The organism is Rhodococcus sp. P-2 (assembly GCF_016598535.1).
Lineage (GTDB): Bacteria > Actinomycetota > Actinomycetes > Mycobacteriales > Mycobacteriaceae > Rhodococcus_F > Rhodococcus_F baikonurensis.
The window spans coordinates 2,051,346-2,069,923 of the sequence record NZ_CP066779.1; the positions used below are offsets into that span (position 1 = coordinate 2,051,346).

General features: G+C 64.0%; 17 protein-coding genes. 5 read left to right on the forward strand and 12 right to left on the reverse strand.

What is annotated here, in order from left to right; all coding sequences use genetic code 11:
- Positions 1 to 57 precede the first annotated feature (57 nt).
- From cydB to I7X09_RS09695, 3 genes are all read right to left on the reverse strand, one after another.
- On the reverse strand, positions 58 to 1,101 hold the full coding sequence (gene cydB / locus I7X09_RS09685) for a cytochrome d ubiquinol oxidase subunit II (protein WP_200316543.1): 1,044 nt from the start codon (positions 1,099 to 1,101) through the stop codon (positions 58 to 60).
- Between the two features lie 9 nt (positions 1,102 to 1,110).
- Entirely contained in the window at positions 1,111 to 2,610 is a 1,500-nt protein-coding gene (locus tag I7X09_RS09690) for a cytochrome ubiquinol oxidase subunit I (protein WP_200316545.1), read from the reverse strand.
- Between the two features lie 154 nt (positions 2,611 to 2,764).
- Entirely contained in the window at positions 2,765 to 3,628 is an 864-nt protein-coding gene (locus I7X09_RS09695) for an aminodeoxychorismate lyase (RefSeq protein ID WP_124567689.1), read from the reverse strand.
- Positions 3,629 to 3,707: 79 nt separating this feature from the next.
- Between I7X09_RS09695 and ygfZ the strand changes: the two genes are divergently transcribed.
- The 4 genes from ygfZ to I7X09_RS09715 all read left to right on the forward strand — a co-directional run bounded on the left by ygfZ (position 3,708) and on the right by I7X09_RS09715 (position 6,850).
- Positions 3,708 to 4,829 carry a CAF17-like 4Fe-4S cluster assembly/insertion protein YgfZ gene (gene ygfZ / locus I7X09_RS09700; protein ID WP_200316547.1) on the forward strand — a complete coding sequence of 374 codons (1,122 nt, stop codon included), beginning with the start codon at positions 3,708 to 3,710 and terminating at the stop codon, positions 4,827 to 4,829.
- Positions 4,826 to 5,494: an MOSC domain-containing protein gene (locus I7X09_RS09705; RefSeq protein WP_200316549.1), complete on the forward strand. Its 669-nt coding sequence runs from the start codon at positions 4,826 to 4,828 to the stop codon at positions 5,492 to 5,494. The genes ygfZ and I7X09_RS09705 overlap by 4 nt, the downstream gene beginning before the upstream one ends.
- A complete protein-coding gene (locus tag I7X09_RS09710; protein ID WP_095968669.1) occupies positions 5,491 to 6,444 on the forward strand; it encodes an asparaginase in 954 nt (317 codons plus the stop codon). Before I7X09_RS09705 ends, I7X09_RS09710 begins: the two co-directional genes overlap by 4 nt.
- A gap of 202 nt (positions 6,445 to 6,646) precedes the next feature.
- On the forward strand, positions 6,647 to 6,850 hold the full coding sequence (locus tag I7X09_RS09715) for a DUF3073 domain-containing protein (RefSeq protein WP_003940337.1): 204 nt from the start codon (positions 6,647 to 6,649) through the stop codon (positions 6,848 to 6,850).
- A 175-nt stretch (positions 6,851 to 7,025) separates the two neighbouring features.
- Here I7X09_RS09715 and purM read toward each other — a convergent pair whose 3' ends face one another.
- The 9 genes from purM to purL all read right to left on the reverse strand — a co-directional run bounded on the left by purM (position 7,026) and on the right by purL (position 17,339).
- Entirely contained in the window at positions 7,026 to 8,105 is a 1,080-nt protein-coding gene (purM, locus tag I7X09_RS09720) for a phosphoribosylformylglycinamidine cyclo-ligase (RefSeq protein ID WP_003940225.1), read from the reverse strand.
- A 207-nt stretch (positions 8,106 to 8,312) separates the two neighbouring features.
- Positions 8,313 to 9,059, reverse strand: coding sequence for an AIM24 family protein (locus tag I7X09_RS09725; protein WP_003939813.1), 747 nt, complete (start codon positions 9,057 to 9,059; stop codon positions 8,313 to 8,315).
- A 13-nt stretch (positions 9,060 to 9,072) separates the two neighbouring features.
- Entirely contained in the window at positions 9,073 to 9,750 is a 678-nt protein-coding gene (locus tag I7X09_RS09730) for an AIM24 family protein (protein ID WP_003939918.1), read from the reverse strand.
- Between the two features lie 3 nt (positions 9,751 to 9,753).
- Complete coding sequence (locus tag I7X09_RS09735; RefSeq protein WP_003940441.1) at positions 9,754 to 10,362, reverse strand: AIM24 family protein; 609 nt, start codon at positions 10,360 to 10,362, stop codon at positions 9,754 to 9,756.
- 153 nt (positions 10,363 to 10,515) lie between these two features.
- A complete protein-coding gene (gene purF / locus I7X09_RS09740) occupies positions 10,516 to 12,093 on the reverse strand; it encodes an amidophosphoribosyltransferase (RefSeq protein WP_003940541.1) in 1,578 nt (525 codons plus the stop codon).
- A gap of 124 nt (positions 12,094 to 12,217) precedes the next feature.
- A complete protein-coding gene (locus I7X09_RS09745; RefSeq protein WP_124567691.1) occupies positions 12,218 to 12,610 on the reverse strand; it encodes a sterol carrier family protein in 393 nt (130 codons plus the stop codon).
- Entirely contained in the window at positions 12,610 to 13,266 is a 657-nt protein-coding gene (locus tag I7X09_RS09750) for a CPBP family intramembrane glutamic endopeptidase (protein ID WP_095968667.1), read from the reverse strand. Before I7X09_RS09750 ends, I7X09_RS09745 begins: the two co-directional genes overlap by 1 nt.
- Positions 13,263 to 15,047: an alpha/beta hydrolase gene (locus I7X09_RS09755; protein ID WP_095968666.1), complete on the reverse strand. Its 1,785-nt coding sequence runs from the start codon at positions 15,045 to 15,047 to the stop codon at positions 13,263 to 13,265. Before I7X09_RS09755 ends, I7X09_RS09750 begins: the two co-directional genes overlap by 4 nt.
- A gap of 3 nt (positions 15,048 to 15,050) precedes the next feature.
- A complete protein-coding gene (gene purL / locus I7X09_RS09760) occupies positions 15,051 to 17,339 on the reverse strand; it encodes a phosphoribosylformylglycinamidine synthase subunit PurL (protein ID WP_095968665.1) in 2,289 nt (762 codons plus the stop codon).
- A gap of 250 nt (positions 17,340 to 17,589) precedes the next feature.
- Between purL and I7X09_RS09765 the strand changes: the two genes are divergently transcribed.
- The gene (locus I7X09_RS09765; protein ID WP_095968664.1) at positions 17,590 to 18,567 is read left to right on the forward strand and encodes a Dyp-type peroxidase; all 978 of its coding nucleotides are present in this window, start codon (positions 17,590 to 17,592) and stop codon (positions 18,565 to 18,567) included.
- The last annotated feature ends 11 nt before the right edge of the window (positions 18,568 to 18,578 follow it).

An 18,578-nucleotide genomic window follows, 5' to 3' on the forward strand; every position in this document is an offset into this window, starting at 1 on the left:
TGAATTCGACCGTCAGTTCTTTCGTGATCCGAATCTTTTGTGAATCAGGGTTGGTGACTACCACGTCTTCTCCTTGAATCGCAGACCGATCGACGCCGGAATCTGCTTGGAGGAGATGCGCTGTCGGAACACCCAGTACGTCCATCCCTGGTAGATGATCACCACCGGCGTCATGAATGCCGCGGCCCACGTCATCACCTTGAGCGTGTACGGACTCGACGACGCGTTCTCGATGGTCAGGCTGTATGCCGGATCGAGCGTCGACGGCAGGACGTTCGGGAACAGCGAGGCGAACAGCAGTACGACGGTGGCGATGACTGCCACACAGGTGAGAACGAAAGCCCAGCCTTCACGCTCGGCCCGCGTCAGGAAGACGACGCCGATCAGTGCGGCAGCAGCGGCGGCTACCAGAATCCACGTCCATCCCTTGCCGTAGGCGAGTTGTGTCCACAGGACGAATCCACCGGCGACCGGGATCGCCGGAATTGCCAGTCGTGCAGCAATTTTCACTGCGTCTTCACGAACCTCGTCGGCACTCTTGAGTGCCAGGAACACAGCGCCGTGGAGGGCGAACACCAGCGCGGTGGTCAGACCGCCGAGAAGTGCGTACGGATTGAGCAGATCGAAGAATCCCGACTCGACCTGCTTGTCGGCGTTGATCGCAACGCCCCGAACGATGTTCGCGAAAGCCACGCCCCAGAGAACTGCCGGGACCCAGGAGCCGAAGATGATGCCCCAGTCGCAGCGCTGACGCCATTTGTCGTCGTCGATCTTGCTTCGCCATTCGATGGCACAGATTCGAACGATCAAGGCCACCAGGATGATCAGCAACGGTAGATAGAACCCGGAGAACAACGTCGCGTACCACTCCGGGAATGCCGCGAACATCGCGCCACCGGCCGTGATCAGCCACACCTCGTTGCCGTCCCACACCGGGCCGATCGTGTTGAGCGCCACGCGTCGACGCGTATCTGCCGGGAGGTCACTGCCTCTGCCGACGATCGGCATGAGCATTCCGACACCGAAGTCGAACCCTTCGAGGACGAAGTAACCGATGAACAGTACTGCGACGAGCACGAACCATACTTCTTGAAGTCCCATGATCGCCTCCTAGTACGCGAACGACAGTTGTTTGGGCTTGTCCGGATCTTCCGGCTCGTCATGATCTGTATCGCCCGGCGGATGCATGTCGTGCTCCAGCGGACCTTCCTTCGCGTACCGCACGATCAGCTTGAACCAGACCACACCCAGTGCTCCGTACAAGAGGGTGAAGGTGATCAGCGAGGCCCAGACGGTAGCCGACGCGTGGTCCGAAACACCTTGGTCGACAGTCAGTCTGATCATGTCGACGCCGGTCGGATTGGGATGCACCACCCAGGGCTGACGGCCCATCTCGGTGAAGATCCAGCCGGCGCTGTTCGCCATGAAGGGAGTGGGAATCGCGACGAGACTGAGGATTCCGAACCACTTCTGGTCCGGGACCCGTCCCTTGCGTGTGACCCACAGTCCCGCGAGGGCCAGCGCTGCCGAACCGGCGGCAAGGCCGATCATTGCGCGGAAGGACCAGTACGTGACAAAGAGATTCGGTCGGTAGTTGCCCGGTCCGAAGTCCTGCTCCGCCTGCTCCTGCAGCTGGTTGACGCCTTGGAGTTCGACACCGGTGAACTTGCCTTCGGCCAACCACGAAAGAACGTAAGGCACCTTGATTACGTGAGTCACGCTGTCGCAGTTGTTGTGAGTTCCGATCGTCAAAAGTGAGAAATCCGGATCCATCTCGGTTTCACACAGCGATTCTGCCGACGCCATCTTCATCGGCTGCTGCTGGAACATGAGCTTGCCTTGGACGTCACCGGTGTAGATGATGCCGATTCCGGCCACGATCATGACGAGCAAGGCGAATCGTGTTGCCGGGCGGTACATCGTGCGCGCATCGGATTCGAGACGTTCGGCTTCGGCGGCCTCAGCTTGCTTGGCGCGGCGCATGTTCCGCACCATCCACCAACCACTGATGCCGGCAACAAACGTCGCCGCCGTCAGGAAGGCGCCCGCTACCGCGTGCGGGAAGGCAGCAAGAGCGGTGTTGTTGGTCAACAGCTCCCAGATGCTGGTGAGCTCGGCACGGCCCGTTTCAGGGTTGTACGTCGCACCGACCGGATGCTGCATGAACGAGTTGGCCGCGATGATGAAGAACGCCGACGCGTTGACGCCGATCGCCACGAGCCAAATACACGCCAGGTGTACAAGTTTGGGCAGCCTGCCCCAACCGAAGATCCACAGTCCGATGAAGACGGACTCCATGAAGAAGGCGACGAGGCCTTCCAACGCGAGCGGAGCTCCGAAGACGTCACCGACGAATCGCGAGTACTCGCTCCAGTTCATACCGAACTGGAACTCCTGCACGATGCCGGTGGCTACACCGAGGGCGAAGTTGATGAGGAAGAGCTTGCCGAAAAACTTGGTGAGCCGATACCAGTGGTCCTTTTTGGTGACCACCCACATCGTCTGCATGATCGCGATCATCGGCGCAAGTCCGATGGTCAGCGGAACAAGGATGAAGTGGTAGACGGTAGTGATACCGAACTGCCACCTGGAGACGTCCAAAGTATCCATTGGCTACTCCGAGAGTAGGGCCCTGGGACAGGCTTCGGGGTTCGAGACGCGGGCAGTCGCTCGGCCCCTGCGGACACGGTACTGCTGTCCGGTTTGGACCGCAGGACTTTGCTACTACCAAATGTAGTAGAGACCTGTCGCGATTCCTATTCGCCTATCGCCCTGCTGAATCCGAATCAATTGCACGTTCAACCAATTCCGCGAATTCCTCGGAGACCTTCGGCTCTGGCAATGCGAGCCCGTCGAGTGTATGGACGCGCGCGGCCAGTGTGACGCTCGAAACCATCCACACTCCGTCGGCCGCAATCAAATCCGCAGGTCGGAGGGTTTCGTATCGGCAATCGAAGCGAGCGCTGCCGGCCACGTCGAACAGGGCACGCTGCGTAGTACCCATCAAAATGCCCTGTGCGGGAGGCGGTGTGATCAAAGTCCTGTCCCGAACGATCACCACCGTCGAGCGTGGCCCCTCCAACACATTGCCCTCGGAACTGACGAAGATCACATCGTCGGCACCCAAATTCGCCGCATATCGGAGCGCTGCCATGTTGGTTGCGTAGGACAACGTCTTCGCGCCCAGCAACTGCCAGGGCGCCCGGGCAGAGAGATCGACGGAGAAACCTCGCTCGAGCGTCATCACCGACAGCCCCGATTCCCGGACCTGCCTGACCCGATCGGCCACCGGACCGACCATCACGAAGGCTGTCGGCTTGTCGCCACTCTCACGGCCGCGGGTCAGAACGAGACGAAGAGCGCCTTCCTCCTCGGTCCCCCACTCCTCGGCAGCCATCTCGATCGCCAGACGCCAGTCGTCGAGAACGGGAGCGGGCAGGCCGAGTGCCCGCGCGCTCAGAACCAGTCGACTCAGGTGTCCCTCGACCACCCGGGCGCGGCCGTCGCGTACCAACAGCGTCTCGAAGACTCCGTCGCCGCGCACCACCGCCAGGTCGTCGGCGTGCAGAAACGGTGCGTCAGCATCGAGCACCTCATGGTCGAGAGTCACCAATACGCGATCAGGCATGCCATCAACCCTAACGATCCGCCAAGCCGCCGGGGCCGCCCTGTAACCGCGATCCCGCCCACACTCCTAGACTGGTCTTGTGGTCGACAACGCTCTTGTGCCCAACAGCCCACTTCTGACTTCCCCCGGCGCGGTCACCGCACCGGACGGTTCGGCCGACATCGGTGTCGCATGGCACTACGGCGATCCCCTCGGTGAACAGCGAACCGCGCAGCGCGCAGCAGTGGTGGTCGACCGCAGTCACAGATTCGTGATCGCCATCCCCGGCGACGAACGCCTCACGTGGCTGCACACGATCTCCAGTCAGCACATCGCCGCGCTCCCCGACGGCAAGAGCGCCGAAAACCTGAGCCTGGACGTCAACGGCCGCGTCGAGCACCACTTCGTGCAGACGGACCTGGCCGGTGTCACCTGGATCGACACCGAGGCCGACCGCGGACCGGACCTTCTCTCCTTCTTGAAGAAGATGGTGTTCTGGTCCAAAGCCGAGCCTCGAGACGGCAACGAGCTTGCGGTCCTGAGCCTGATCGGTCCCGAATCCCCGGCTGTCCTCTCCTCGATCGGCGTGCAGACACCAACCGATGCCTACGACGCCCTCGCGCTGGCCGACGGCGGGTTCGTCCGCCGCATGCCGTGGCCCACCGAGGACTCGTTCGATCTGCTCGTCCCACGTGAGCAATTGTCAGCGTGGTGGACCAAGCTGACCGATACCGGCGCCAAGCCCGCCGGAAGTTGGGCCTTCGAGGCACTGCGCGTCGAAGCGACGAGGCCTCGCCTCGGACTGGACACCGACGAACGCACGATCCCGCACGAGGTCCACTGGATCGGTGGTCCGGCCGAGCACGGCGCCGTCCACCTCGACAAGGGCTGCTACCGCGGTCAGGAAACAGTCGCCCGGGTTCACAATCTCGGCAAGCCCCCGCGCCACCTCGTCATGCTGCACCTCGACGGAAGCGCCGAAGCGGTCCCGGAACCGGGTGACCCGATCACCGCGGGTGGACGGGCCGTCGGACGCGTCGGGACCGTCGTCAATCATCACGAACTCGGCCCCATCGCACTCGCTCTGATCAAGCGCAACATCCCGGTCGACACCGAACTCATGGCCGGCCCCAGCGCCGCGTCCATCGATCCGGATTCGATCGTCGCGGACGACGCACCCCAGGCCGGACGTGAGGCTGTCAACCGATTGCGCGGCAAGTGACGGGCATCGTCGACGCGGTCTGCGTCGTCCACACCGAACGTGACAGCGGCGTCAGGCGAGTCCCACGTACCGCGATCGACAAGCGTCCCGTCGACGGCCGTGTCGCGGTAGGACGACTCGGACTCGGCGGCGACTACGTCTGCGACACCGAGTTCCACGGCGGCGCATTCCAAGCCGTCTACGCGTATGAGCGCGACGAAGCGCAGCGTTGGTCGGACGAGTTGGGCCGACCGCTCGGCCCCGGATGGTTCGGCGAGAATCTCCACATCAGCGGCATGCTCGTCACAGACGCCGTGATCGGCGAGCGCTGGCACATCACCGGAGCCGAGGCGTCGGACGTTCTCGAACTCGAAGTAACCGCTCCCCGCGTCCCGTGCGGCACGTTCGGCATCTGGGCCTCGGAAAAGGGCTGGGTCAAGAGATTCACCGAACGGACCGACGTGGGCGCCTACCTTCGCGTCAACCGGACCGGCACGATCGCCGCGGGCGACTCGGTGACCCGAGTCCACGTCCCGGAGCACGGGGTGACGGTTCGAGAGGTCTTCGCCGGAACCGACCCCGAGCGACTTCGACGGCTCCTCGCAGAACACACCGATCTTGCACCGAACGTCACCGCGCGCGTCCAGAGGTTCATCGAACAAGCAGAAGCGCAGGTGCACTCGTGAGTATCGAATTGGTGGAAGTGGTCCGCTCCGGATTCCGCGAATGCGTGCATCGCGGATCGGCCGTCATTCTCGGCGCCGACGGCGAGGTCGTGGTCGGACTCGGGGAAATTCACACACCCATCTACCCGCGCTCGGCGAACAAGCCGCTGCAAGCCGTCGCAGCGCTCCGTAACGGCTTTGCACCCACCAGTCCGGAAGAGTTGGCCGTCGCGTCGTCCTCACACGCGGGCGAGGCCGATCACATCGAACTGGTCGCCGCGCTTCTCGCTCGCTACCAACTCGGTGTCGACCAGCTGCAGTGCCCCTCAGATCTGCCGGGCAACGAACTGGCCCGAGCCGAACTGATCGCAGCGGGCGAGCTTCCCAGCCCGATCTACATGACCTGCTCGGGCAAGCACTCCGCGATGCTCGCGACGTGCGTCGTGAACGACTGGCCGCTCGAGACGTACATGGAGCCGTCTCATCCCCTCCAGCTCGCGATCCAGGAGACGATCTTCGATCTCAGCGGTGAGGAGGAGCAGGAACTCGGCATCGACGGTTGCGGCCTCCCGATCGTGCCGCTCTCGCTCACGAACCTGGCTCGGGCATTCGGACGCCTGCCCTCGGCTGAGCCGGACTCCCCTGAACGAGCCGTGGCCGACGCGGTCCGCGAGAACCCCTTCCTCGTCTCGGGCACGGGCCGCAACGATCAGCGCCTGATGTCAGCCGTGCCGGGTCTGTTCTCCAAGACCGGATACGACGGCATCTACGCCGGAGCGCTTCCCGACGGTTCCGCTTTCGCCCTCAAGATCGACGACGGCCATGAGCGGGCGCTCCTGCCGTTGGCGGCAGCTCTGCTCAAGCGAATGAACACCGAGTGGACCGAGGAGCTGGCGGCTCTCGCGTCGGCTCCCGTCTTCGGCGGTGACGCCCGAGTGGGGACGATTCGCGCAATTCCGGGAAACTTCTGAGCAGTTCTCACAAAGTTCTGACGAGTTCTTTCAGCATCCTGGCAGCTCGCGGCCATAGTGAGAGCAATCAGACACGGCGGTGAGGCGTTCGTGGAAGCGGAAGCGACTTTTCCACGCTAGAGTGTGTGTCAGGAAACTTACACACTCAAACGGGGCCGCCAAATTCCCCAGGCCGCCCCGCGAAAGCGCGAGGGGGTCAGCCATGGGCCGCGGCCGGGCTAAGGCAAAGCAGACCAAGGTTGCACGCGAATTGAAATACAGCGTACCGACCACGGATTTCGACAGCCTGCAAAGAGAGCTCGCAGGTGGATCGACCAACTCGCATCGGAGCAGTGTCCGATCGGACCAGACTTCCGATAGGGAAGGGCATGCGCGAGAGGACGACTACGACGACTGGCGGCGTTGACCGCGCACTGCCACCGCGCAGACTGTGAAATGAGGAAGAGCTGATCGCTCTTCCTCATTTTTGCGTTCCATTTTCCGCCTCACGCCTGCGCTTCGATCGAAACACAGATGGACACAAAACTGCCCCACCGGATTTCTCCGATGGGGCAGTTGTGGTCTAGAGGTGACGTTGCGGCTTAGAAGCGCGGGTGGTCCCCGGCCAGGAACGCACGCTCTGCAGCGGCGTCCGACGCCTTCTTGACGCTACCGAGCGTCCAGCAGTCGATGTGGCGTGCAGTCAGAACTGCAAGCGCACGGTCGACGTCTTCGGGAGCTACGACGGCCACCATGCCGACGCCCATGTTGAAGGTCTGCTCCATCTCGGCGCGCTCGACGCGTCCGCGCTGCGCGATCATCGCGAAGACCGGAGCGGGGCTCCAGGTTCCGCGATCGAGTTCGGCGACCAAGCCCTTGGGCATGACGCGAGCGAGGTTGTTGGCGAGGCCGCCACCGGTGACGTGGCAGAAGGTGCGCACGTCGGTCTCGGCAGCGAGTGCCAGGCAGTCCTTGGCGTAGATCTTGGTGGGCTCGAGTAGTTCTTCACCGAGCGTGCGGCCGAACTCGTCGACGTGTGCGCTCAGGTTCATCCGGTCGATCTCGAGGAGGACCTTGCGGGCCAGTGAGTAACCGTTGGAGTGCAGTCCCGACGAACCCATGGCGATGACGACGTCGCCGGGGCGAACGCGGTCCGGTCCGAGCAGCTTCTCGGCCTCCACGACACCGACGCCGGTGGCGGAGAGGTCGTAGTCACCGTCGGCCATGATGCCGGGGTGCTCGGCGGTCTCGCCACCGAGGAGAGCGCAGCCGGCCTGGATGCAGCCCTCGGCGATTCCGCTGACCAATTCCGCGACGCGCTCGGGGATGACCCGGCCGACAGCGATGTAGTCCTGGAGGAACAGCGGCTCAGCGCCACAGACGACGAGGTCGTCGACGACCATGGCGACGAGGTCGAGTCCGACCGTGTCGTGCTTGTCCATCGCCTGGGCGACAGCGAGCTTGGTTCCGACGCCGTCGGTCGATGCGGCGAGCAGCGGCTCCTTGTAGTCACCCTTGAGGGAGAACAAGCCGGCGAAACCACCGAGGCCGCCCATGACCTCGGGGCGGCTGGCCTTCTTGGCCAGAGGGGCGAAGAGTTCCACCGCCCGGTCGCCTGCGGCGATATCGACTCCTGCTGCCGCGTAGGAGGCGCCTGCGGTGCGGTGACTGTCCTCGGTCATCGGGTTACTACTCCAGCCTTGTATTTCTCGCGAGCACGTATTGCTCGTGCACAGGTAAGTGGTCTTGCAATGTGAAGTGTTTGCAATCCTCGTGACGCGAGAGGGACCGTTCGACTCGAGACCCAGAGCGCGCACACAAATACCGACGATTACGCCCATACGCTACCGGACCGGCCCCCTCGGTGAGACCTCGCGTACCCCGAGACGTCAGTTCTGCAGCCGCGCGCCGATCGAGGCGTGCAGTGCGCGCAGACTGTTCTGCCCGAGTGCGACGGTCTCGGATTCGATGTGTTTGAGGAGGTGTCCGTCGTGGACGACCTTCTCGCTCGACTGGATCAGTACCGTCCCGGCTCCGGTGAAATCGAACTGGCGTTCTTCACCGGTGTTCGCGCCGAACATGCTTCCGCGAACCGCGCCCAGGAAGCTCTGCATCCAGTCGGCATCGAAGTGATGGGACGGCGACGGGCAGTCGGCCCAACCCACCAACGCCTGCGGGTCGATGCGCAGCGGCGGCTCCGCGAACATGACCGGGCCGTTGGACGACGCCAGGAACTTACCCGTCCCCAGCAGCGTCAAAAAGCCTGGGACGATGGACTGTTTGAGGTCCAGGCTCGTCTCGAAGGCGAGGAGATTGGCCGCGCGAATCGTGAGGTTGCCGTCGTCGAGGTCGTAGGAATTGATGTTGAATCCGCGGTCGCCGAGGATCAACTTGCCCTGCCCCTGAGCGAGCACCCAGTCGTCCGCGTAGAGCGGCGAAGAGAACCTGGCCGCGACGATCGCCGTCATGCTCGTGCGCCCGAGCGGCTCGAAGTTGATGTTTCCGTAGTACGCGATCATTGCGCCCTTGGACGTGAACCACGGTTGTCCGGCCATCTCGACGCAGAAGGCGTAGTCGTTGCCCGGGACGTTGTCGTTGGCGGGCAGAGTTGCCGGATTGTGAATTTCGATACCCATGCTCTTTGCCCTCTCAGAACTTCTGCTCGGACGCCTGGACCCAGACGGTGCCGGCGCCGGTCATCTTCAGCTGGATGGACTCCCCCGAGCCCTTGCCGACGGCCTCGCGCCAGCCGACGTTCGCGGAGATGTCGACGTTGATCTGACCGATATGGCACACGTATGCCTGCGGGTCGACGACGACCTGAGGGTTGTTGGGACCGACCTGCAACGGAATCGCACCCCCGTGCGAGAGGACCGCGACGCTTCCCTGGCCGTGTAATTGCGTCGTGAACAGTCCTTGACCGGTCATGGCGCCTCGTACTGCTCCGCGCACACCGCCCTGGGACGTGAGTGCGACTATCGAGCTCTGGAGGTACCCGTCGTGTGCGAGGAGCCGGTCGGCTTCGACCGTGAGCATCGACGAACCGTCGAGGTGGATCACCTCGACGTACAAACCGGCGTGGCCGTAGAAGACTTCACCATTTCCTTCGGCCGCCATCATGCGTGCGTGTTCGCCGGACATCATGCGGCCGGCCATCCCGGCGATACCGCCCATGTTCGGCATGGCGCCCGGCCCACCGCCCATGCTGTGCGGGATGAAGCGGACGTCGCCGGTGTAGTAGAGCATCGACCCGGTGCGGGCGAGCACGTTCTGTCCCGGCGCGAGGGTCGACTTGACGACCTTGCTGTTCACCAATTCCAACGGCATGGTTCAGCGCTCCTCGGGCTGGATGTAGACGACTCCGGATCCGTCGAATCGCAGCGAGAACGCTTCACCGCTGCCACCGCCGATCGCGGAGCGCCAGGTGACGTCGGTGACGAAGCTCTGGTTGAGCTGGCCGCGGTGAGCGACGAATGCGTCGGGATCGGCAACCAGCGGATACTGCGGGCTGACTTCGAGCGCGATGATCGGTCCGCCCTTCGACAGCACCGCCACCAGACCGGTGCCGCTGACGACCGTCGTGAACAAGCCCTGTCCGGAACCTGCGCCGCGGAGTCCGGCAAATTTCACGTCGGTTCGGAGCTGTCCCACCAGTGCGAGCAATTGCGAGGCTTCGACGTGCAAGGCATCGTTGTTGAGCTCGATGATCGTGATGTCCTGGGCGTCGACCGCGAAGTAGACGGTGCCTTGTCCGCTGACTTCCATCAGGGACAGCGATTCACCTGCCGCCTTCTGTTTCAGCGCGGCACGTAACCCACCGCCGCCGCCCATACCGGCATTCTTGAAGGTGATCGCACCCTCGTACGCCACCATCGAACCGTTGATCGCTTTGATGGTGTCCCCCACCAGGTCTGCGACCAGTACCCGGTGCCCGTCCATTCTCAGTTGCGCCACGGAGGGCACTATGCCAGATGCTCACGACGTATGCCGTGTCGTCGAACGGAAAGTCGTGGAACAGAAAATCTGCCGCCCACAAGTTGTGGACGGCAGATTCTCGGCTATCGATTTTCGGTGCTTTGCAGCTTTCGGTGTTCAGGGGCGGCTGAGCGCGCTCGCGTTGTCGTTGTCGCGAGTGGCCGTCGAACCTGCGGTGCTCTCGAGCATCCCCTCGAGGACGTTCTTGCCGATCGAGGTTTCCTTGGGAAGCGCGATCGGGTAGGTCCCGTCGAAGCAGGCGGCGCACAGGCGGCTGGCCGGCTGCTCGGTCGCGGCGATCATGCCTTCGGTGGAGATGTATCCGAGCGTGTCCGCTCCGATGGAACGACGCACACCGTCGAGCATTTCCTCGAACGTCGCATCCTGTCCGCCTGCGCCGTTGGCGATCAATTCGGCCGGCGAGGCGAAGTCGATGCCGTAGAAGCAGGGCCACTTGACCGGCGGCGAGGCGATACGGACGTGAATTTCGAGGGCGCCGGCTTCGCGGAGCATCCGGATGAGCGCACGCTGGGTGTTGCCGCGGACGATCGAATCATCCACCACCACAAGGCGCTTGCCGCGGATGACTTCCTTGAGCGGGTTGAGCTTGAGCCTGATGCCGAGCTGACGGATCGTCTGCGACGGCTGGATGAAGGTACGGCCGACGTAGGCGTTCTTCATCAAACCCTGGCCGTAGGGGATGCCTGAGCCCTGTGCGTAACCGACGGCGGCGGGGGTGCCGGACTCGGGAACGGGGATGACCAGGTCACCTTCGGCGGGGTGCTCGCTGGCGAGCAGGCGGCCGATCTCGACTCGGGTCGAGTGAACCGAACGGCCACCGATGACGCTGTCGGGACGCGCGAGGTAGACGTACTCGAAGACACAGCCCTTGGGCGTCGGGTTCGCGAAACGCGAGGAGCGGACGCCGTCGGCGTCGATCGCGAGAAGCTCGCCGGGTTCGATGTCGCGGACGAACGATGCACCGACGATGTCGAGGGCTGCAGTCTCGCTGGCGACCACCCAACCGCGGTCGAGCCGGCCCAGGCAGAGCGGGCGGATGCCGTGCGGGTCACGAGCTGCGTACAGCGTGTGCTCGTCCATGAAGGTGAGGCAGAACGCGCCCTCCAACGTGGGCAGCAATTCCATCGCGGCCTGCTCGATGGTGCTGTCGCCGGCAGCGTGTGCCAGGAGACCACCGATGAGGTCGGAGTCGGACGTCGCGGCATTGGGGCGCTTGTCGTTGACCAGGCCGGCTGCACGGGTGCGGCTCGCGAGTTCAGCGGTGTTGACCAGGTTGCCGTTGTGGCCGAGCGCGATTCCGGTACCGGCAGTGGTGGTACGGAAGATGGGCTGCGCGTTCTCCCACGTCGTGGAACCGGTCGTCGAATAACGGCAATGTCCGACGGCGACATGTCCTGGCATCGCTGCGAGGGTCTGCTCGTCGAATACCTGGCTGACCAGGCCGAGATCCTTGAACACCAACACCTGGGAGCCGTCGGCTACCGCAATGCCGGCAGCTTCTTGACCACGGTGCTGAAGTGCGTACAGGCCGTAATAAGTGAGCTTCGCCACATCCTCTCCCGGCGCCCAGACGCCGAATACACCGCATTCTTCGCGGGGCTCGTTCTCGTCCTCGTCGGACGGGTTCGAAGCGAGGAGATTTGGACTGTTGACCGACAGATCGGCACGAGTCACCGGGCGCTCCCTTTGTGGGCAGGGGTTGGGGGGCATCCACAGTCTACGGCCATTTTGGGACCCAGTTCCCCTGAGGGCAGCCTTGGGTCGCAGATCACCCTGAAGCGAACCGGGTGGTCTCTGTTTACTGCGCCAACCGGAGCAGTGGGAGCCAGTGCGCTATTTCTGGGGCGCGGCTACCTGACGCGTCGACTCGTCCGTCACCTGCAGCCTCGGAGAACTCCAGGAGTCCGGTGACCATCTGCAACCAGGTACGAGCGTCCGTCTCGACGACGTTGGGTGGAGTTCCGCGGGTGTGCCGCGGTCCTTCGATGCACTGCACCGCAACAAACGGCGGGACCCGCACCTCGACGCTCGATCCGGGGGCGATCTGCTCGAGAGTGCGCGCACTCATCTTCACTGCGGCGCCGAGTTCACTGCGAGACGGCTTCGGAAGATCCGGATCTCGAAGCCACGGGCCGACTGCCAGGACGGCGGCACGAAATTCGGCGGGGTCGACGGCGCGGCGGGGCGGCATCAGTTCACTCCCTGTCTGCGAGTAGCGATACGAACGGCCAGTGCGCCACCGACATTGGTTGCCAGGTGCAGCAGGGCGGGGGCAAGCACGCTGCCGCCTCTGCGATGCAGCCACTCGAACAGCACTGCGGAGGCCCCCGTGAATGCCACTGCAGCGGGAACGTTGTCGCCGGCACCGCGGGCGGGGGCGACGTGCCACAACCCGAAAGTCAGTGCGTGAACAGCCTGCGCGGTCGGTCTGTTCAGTTCGCGGTTCCAGACTGCGGACATCGCGCTACGGAACAACAGTTCCTCGGAAAGGACCGTGCCGAACGGGATGTGCAGGATGATCCATTCGAGGAAGTCTTCGCGGCCGTCGGCTCGCTCGTCGGCAGCGAGAGTCGCACGCAAGGAGGGAACAACCAAAGCGACGCTGTAGCCGGTGAGGACCGCCCCGGCCGCGGCTCCGCCGAACTGAGCACCACCACGAATCCCGGTGTGCGCCAGACCGAGTTCCTCACGGGTGTAACCACGTGCGAGTAAGACCCCGATGGCGGACAGACCCGCCGCGGTGTTGACCACTGCGCGAGCGCGGGGCGAAAGACCGAATGCCGGAAGCACGACGTTGCTCCAGGTGATCGCGGCGGCGGAAAGCCCGATCGAAGCGACTCCCCTCACTTCTCGGGGCCCTCGGATTTCACGGCGACGACCAATGCCGACCGAACCCGCTCGGTTTCTGCGGCCGTCCATCCCTCGGGCTGGGCAACGCTGATCCAGGCGTCCAGAACGGAAGTTCCGTAATTGTGACCGTGACCGTCCGGAACTCCCGCGGCGTTACCGAGGTCGGCGGACACCTGCCAGAACGTCACGACCGGGAACCACTTCATCGACGGTGAGCGGTCGAATCCCGGTACTTCCTTGAGCCACTCGGGCCGGTTGAACATGAGGTCGGGCGACCACCACACCACCGGATCGGAAGGGTGCTGGACAAACAGAACCCGCGGCTGCGGCCACGTCATCCCGTCGGCCGGAATGTCTTCGGAGCGATCCGCGAACCGGACTCCGGCCAGACCGTCCGCGTACACGGGCGCCACTTCGGGAGTGCCTGGATCGCGCCTCTTCTCGATCGAACGCCACAACTGCGTCGCGTTCGGTGGACCTACCCACAGAATTCCGTCGGCGGTATCGCGCGCCGCTTGCAGGGTGTCGAAGGCTCCGGCGCCGGCCATGACGCCGAGGCTCTCGCCGTAGACCATGAACTTCGGTCTGGTGGCTTCCGGTTCCTGGAGCCATCTTTCGTGTACCCGCTCGATCAACAGGCGACCGGCAGCTTGCGCCTTCTCCTGGTCGGCGAGGAACGAGATCCAACTCGGCAGGTACGAGTACTGGCTGGCGACAAGAGCAGTGTCGCCGCCATGTACAAGCTCGATTGCCTGTGCCGCAGTGGGATTGACCCACCCCGTACCTGTCGTCGGAATGACCACGAGAACCTTGCGCTGGAAGGCGCCGGTCCTCTCCAGTTCTTTGATGACCAGATCCATGCGTTCTTCGGGATCTTCGGCACTTTCGAGTCCGGCATAGACGCGAATCGGATCCATCGCAGGCTTACCGGTTGCCGCCTCGAGTTCCTGGGCATCCAGTCCACGCGAGACGAAGTTGCGCCCCTCGAACCCCAATGTGTCCCAGGCAGCCGCAGATTCGGGGCTACCCGATTTCATCGGATCCTGCGGTTCCACGACGCCGTCGCGAGTGGTCGAGTTCTGCAGACTGAAGATCGAGTTGGTCGCGGCGTAGATTCCACGGACGAGGACGCCGTCGACCAGCATGAAGAACAGAACAGTGACAACCAGGACGCCGACACCATTGGCGACCGACCGCGACCAGTGGAACCGCCGCATCAACTGTCGGGCAATCAGTTTCACCAGATCGTGAAGGACCCGCCAGATCGAGATGAGCAGGCCGCCGACGAGCAGGCTCAGTCCGAGGGTTCGGATGTAGCCCGAGGTGGTCGTACCTTCGGCATCGGTCAGCGCCGCGATTTCGCGTTGCCACCCGGCCGCGTAGACCAGCATGATGATCGCCGCGACGATGGATGCGACCGGAACGAAGACCTTGATCGCGGAAGGCACCGGCTCGGGCAGGGGCCACCACCGTCGACCGCTGAGCAGGTATCGCTCGACAGCCCAACCGATCGCGGTACCGACGCCGTAACCGATGGCCGAGTTGATGCCGCCGATCAGACCTTGGAACAGCCAATCTCGCGGTAACAGCGAAGGAGTCAACGACCAGCAGAAGAAGAACGCGGCAAACGCGATGCCGGTGAAGTCGAGTTTGAGGAGCCCCCACGCCCACTCGGTGAAGCGGTTGTCGAACTTCTCGAGAGATGCGGGAACAGCCAGCCGCAGGTGGTGTTCCTGCGGCTGGCTGTCAGAAGTAGTCAGTTCTCCGGAATCGACCATCTATCACCCGAACAGTGCGGGCAGCGTTCCCTCGAAGGCCTCACGGAGCTTGGCCATCGTGACGGAGAAGTGTCCCTGGACCTCGACGGAGTCGCTGCCCTCGTCGACGACCCCGATACGCGTCCACGGCAAGCCGCGAGCGGTGCACATACCGGTGAAGCGGGTCTCCTCGGTGCGCGGCACTGCCACGAGGACGCGTCCGGACGATTCCGAGAACAGGGTCACGAACGGATCGGCACCCTCGGGAATCAGGATGCGGCAACCGGTTTCGCCGGCCAGCGCAGCTTCGACGACAGCCTGGGCCAGTCCACCCTCGGAGAGGTCGTGAGCTGCGGTGACCAGTCCGTCACGCGAGGAGGCGAGCAGGATGTCCGCAAGCAGCTGCTCACGAGCGAGGTCGACCTTCGGCGGCACGCCACCGAGATGACCGTGCTCGACCTGCGACCAGATGGAACCGTCGAACTCGTCGTGGGTATCGCCGAGCAGGATCAGCGTCTCGCCGGGCTCGAGTCCGAGGCCCGTCGGAATACGGCGGTGAACGTCGTCGATCACACCGAGGACGGCAACCACCGGCGTCGGCAAGATGGCCGTGGATCCGGTCTGGTTGTAGAAGCTGACGTTGCCGCCGGTGACGGGGATGCCGAGGGTGGCGCAACCGTCGGCGAGGCCGCGAACAGCCTGCTGGAACTGCCACATGACACCCGGGTCCTCGGGCGAACCGAAGTTCAGGCAATTGGAGACGGCCTTGGGCGTTGCGCCCGTGACTGCCACGTTGCGGAAAGCCTCGGCCAACGCGAGCTGCGCACCGGTGTACGGGTCGAGAGCGGTGTAGCGGCCCGAAGCGTCGGTGGACAGTGCGATTCCGCGTCCGGTCTTCTCGTCGATGCGGATGACACCGCCGTCGGCGTTCTCGGCCAGAACGGTGTTACCGCGGACGTAGCGGTCGTACTGCTCGGTGATCCACTTGCGGCTGCACAGGGCAGGCGAGGCGATCATCTTCAACAGGGTCGCTTCGAGCTCGGCGTCGGTTTCGGGACGCTTCAGTCCGGCGGTCGTGTTCTCGATCAACGCGTCCTGGGTTGCCGGGCGCTCGACGGGACGGTGATAGACCGGGCCTTCGTGAGCGACGGTGCGCGGGGGAACGTCGACGACGGTCTCGCCGTGCCAGGAGATGGTGAGGTGCTCACCGTCGGTGACCTCGCCGATGTCGGTGGCCAGGACGTCCCACTTCTTGCAGACCTCCATGAACGCATCGACGTTCTCGGGCGTGACCACGGCGCACATGCGCTCCTGCGATTCGCTCGAGAGCACCTCGGCGGGGGTCATGCCGGTGGCGCGCATCGGAACCTTCTCGAGGTTGATGTGCATGCCGCCGTCACCGGCTGCAGCCAACTCGGAGGTGGCGCAGGACAGTCCGGCGCCGCCGAGGTCCTGGATACCGACGACGAGGCCGGCCTTGTAAAGGTCGAGACAGCACTCGATGAGCACCTTCTCGGTGAACGGGTCGCCGACCTGAACCGCGGGCAGCTTCTTACGTCCGCCGGTGTCTCCACCCTCGTCGTCGAAGGTTGCCGACGCGAGGACCGAGACGCCGCCGATGCCGTCGAGACCGGTGCGTGCGCCGAACAGGATGATCTTGTTGCCTGCACCCGAAGCGAAGGCCAGATGCAGATCCTCGACGCGCATGACGCCGGCTGCCAGTGCGTTGACCAGCGGGTTACCGGCATAGGACTCGTCGAAGACCGTCTCGCCGCCGATGTTCGGCAGGCCGAGGGAGTTTCCGTATCCACCGACACCGCGCACGACACCGTCGACGACGCGACGGGTATCGGGGGCGTCAGCAGCACCGAACCGAAGCTGATCCATGACGGCGATCGGACGAGCACCCATGGCCATGATGTCGCGGACGATGCCGCCGACACCGGTTGCCGCACCCTGGTAGGGCTCGACGTACGACGGGTGGTTGTGGCTCTCGACCTTGAACGTGACTGCCCAGCCGTCACCGATGTCGACGACGCCGGCGTTCTCGCCGATTCCGGCCAGCATGTTGGCGCGCATCTCGTCGGTGGTGGTCTTGCCGAAGTATCCGAGGTGGACCTTCGAGGACTTGTACGAGCAGTGCTCGCTCCACATCACCGAATACATCGCCAGTTCGGCGTCCGTGGGACGGCGGCCCAGGATCTCCTTGATGCGTGCGTATTCGTCGTCCTTGAGACCGAGCTCCTTGAACGGCTGAGCGGCATCGGGATCAGCCGATGCGTGCGTGACGGTATCGACCTGGTGAGCAGACACTGGAGAGTGGTCCCTTCCCTACGGGAGTCAAGAGGCAAGCCGGCGCGGAGCGGGACACCACGAATGTGCCCAACGAAAGAACGTGCCGGGGGACAGTCTATCGGTGTGGGCCGACGACTTCCGCAGACGGCAGCACCCGCGACACGGCCGGGCCTGCGAAGTATCGCCGGTCACACCCGCCCCGGTTTGGGTAATCCGGTCGGTTTTCTTAAGGTCAGGCCGGTTCATTGTTTTCCTCGAAAGGTCTCGCATGCCCCAGGATGTTCGTCAGTCCGACCTCACGGCACAGTCCCAGTCGGTGACCACTCCCCTCACTCCGGCTGCAATTTTCCTGGTCGCGACCGTGAATCCGGGTGGCGAGAACACCACACGAGGACTGCTCGCCGATGTCGCGGGACTGCAACGGGCCGTGGGGCTGCGTGTCCCCGGATCAGGTCTGGACGTCGTGACGAGCATCGGTTCCCTGGCTTGGGATCGACTGTTCGCCGGTCCGCGCCCTGCGCTGCTGCACCCGTTCACCGCTTTGCAGGGTGATGTTCACTCGGCGCCGTCGACTCCCGGTGATCTGCTCTTCCACATCCGCGCGATGAGCATGGACGCGTGTTTCGAGGTGGCTCGGCAGATCACGAAGCGACTGCACGGCGCGGCCACGGTGGTCGACGAGGTTCACGGCTTCCAGTACTTCGAGAACCGCGACCTCATCGGCTTCGTCGACGGCACCGAGAATCCGGTCGGCCGCGATGCCGTCGCCGCAGTGACGGTCGGCGACGAGGATCCTGCGTTCACCGGCGGCAGCTACGTCCATATCCAGCGCTACATCCACAAGATGCGGGACTGGGAAGCAATCACCGTCGACGAGCAGGAGCGTGTGATCGGGCGCAGCAAGCTCGAGGACATCGAGATGACGTCCGACGTGAAGCCGGCCAACTCGCACGTCGCGCTCAACGCGATCAAGGACGAGAACGGCAAGGCTCTCGAGATCCTGCGCGCCAACATGCCGTACGGGCGCCTCGGTGACGACGAGATCGGCACCTTTTTCATCGGCTACTGCCGCACGCCTGCGATCACGGAACGGATGCTCGAGAACATGTTTCTCGGCAACCCTCGCGGCAACTACGACCGACTACTCGACTTCTCGACGGCCGTGACGGGCTCGATGTTCTTCACACCGAGCGCCGACTTCTTCGAGGGTCTCCCGGCCGCACCCGCCGGGCTCTCAGCACTTTGACTACGCGACCT

Excerpts from the sequence above, each read along its gene's own strand:
- I7X09_RS09690 (WP_200316545.1), bottom strand. The coding sequence starts at position 2,610 with ATGGATACTTTGGACGTCTCCAGGTGGCAGTTCGGTATCACTACCGTC.
- I7X09_RS09735 (WP_003940441.1), bottom strand. The coding sequence starts at position 10,362 with ATGGACGGGCACCGGGTACTGGTCGCAGACCTGGTGGGGGACACCATC.
- I7X09_RS09715 (WP_003940337.1), top strand. The coding sequence starts at position 6,647 with ATGGGCCGCGGCCGGGCTAAGGCAAAGCAGACCAAGGTTGCACGCGAA.
- I7X09_RS09695 (WP_124567689.1), bottom strand. The coding sequence starts at position 3,628 with ATGCCTGATCGCGTATTGGTGACTCTCGACCATGAGGTGCTCGATGCT.
- I7X09_RS09730 (WP_003939918.1), bottom strand. The coding sequence starts at position 9,750 with ATGCCGTTGGAATTGGTGAACAGCAAGGTCGTCAAGTCGACCCTCGCG.
- I7X09_RS09725 (WP_003939813.1), bottom strand. The coding sequence starts at position 9,059 with ATGGGTATCGAAATTCACAATCCGGCAACTCTGCCCGCCAACGACAAC.
- I7X09_RS09765 (WP_095968664.1), top strand. The coding sequence starts at position 17,590 with ATGCCCCAGGATGTTCGTCAGTCCGACCTCACGGCACAGTCCCAGTCG.
- I7X09_RS09755 (WP_095968666.1), bottom strand. The coding sequence starts at position 15,047 with ATGGTCGATTCCGGAGAACTGACTACTTCTGACAGCCAGCCGCAGGAA.
- I7X09_RS09745 (WP_124567691.1), bottom strand. The coding sequence starts at position 12,610 with ATGCCGCCCCGCCGCGCCGTCGACCCCGCCGAATTTCGTGCCGCCGTC.
- cydB (WP_200316543.1), bottom strand. The coding sequence starts at position 1,101 with ATGGGACTTCAAGAAGTATGGTTCGTGCTCGTCGCAGTACTGTTCATC.
- purM (WP_003940225.1), bottom strand. The coding sequence starts at position 8,105 with ATGACCGAGGACAGTCACCGCACCGCAGGCGCCTCCTACGCGGCAGCA.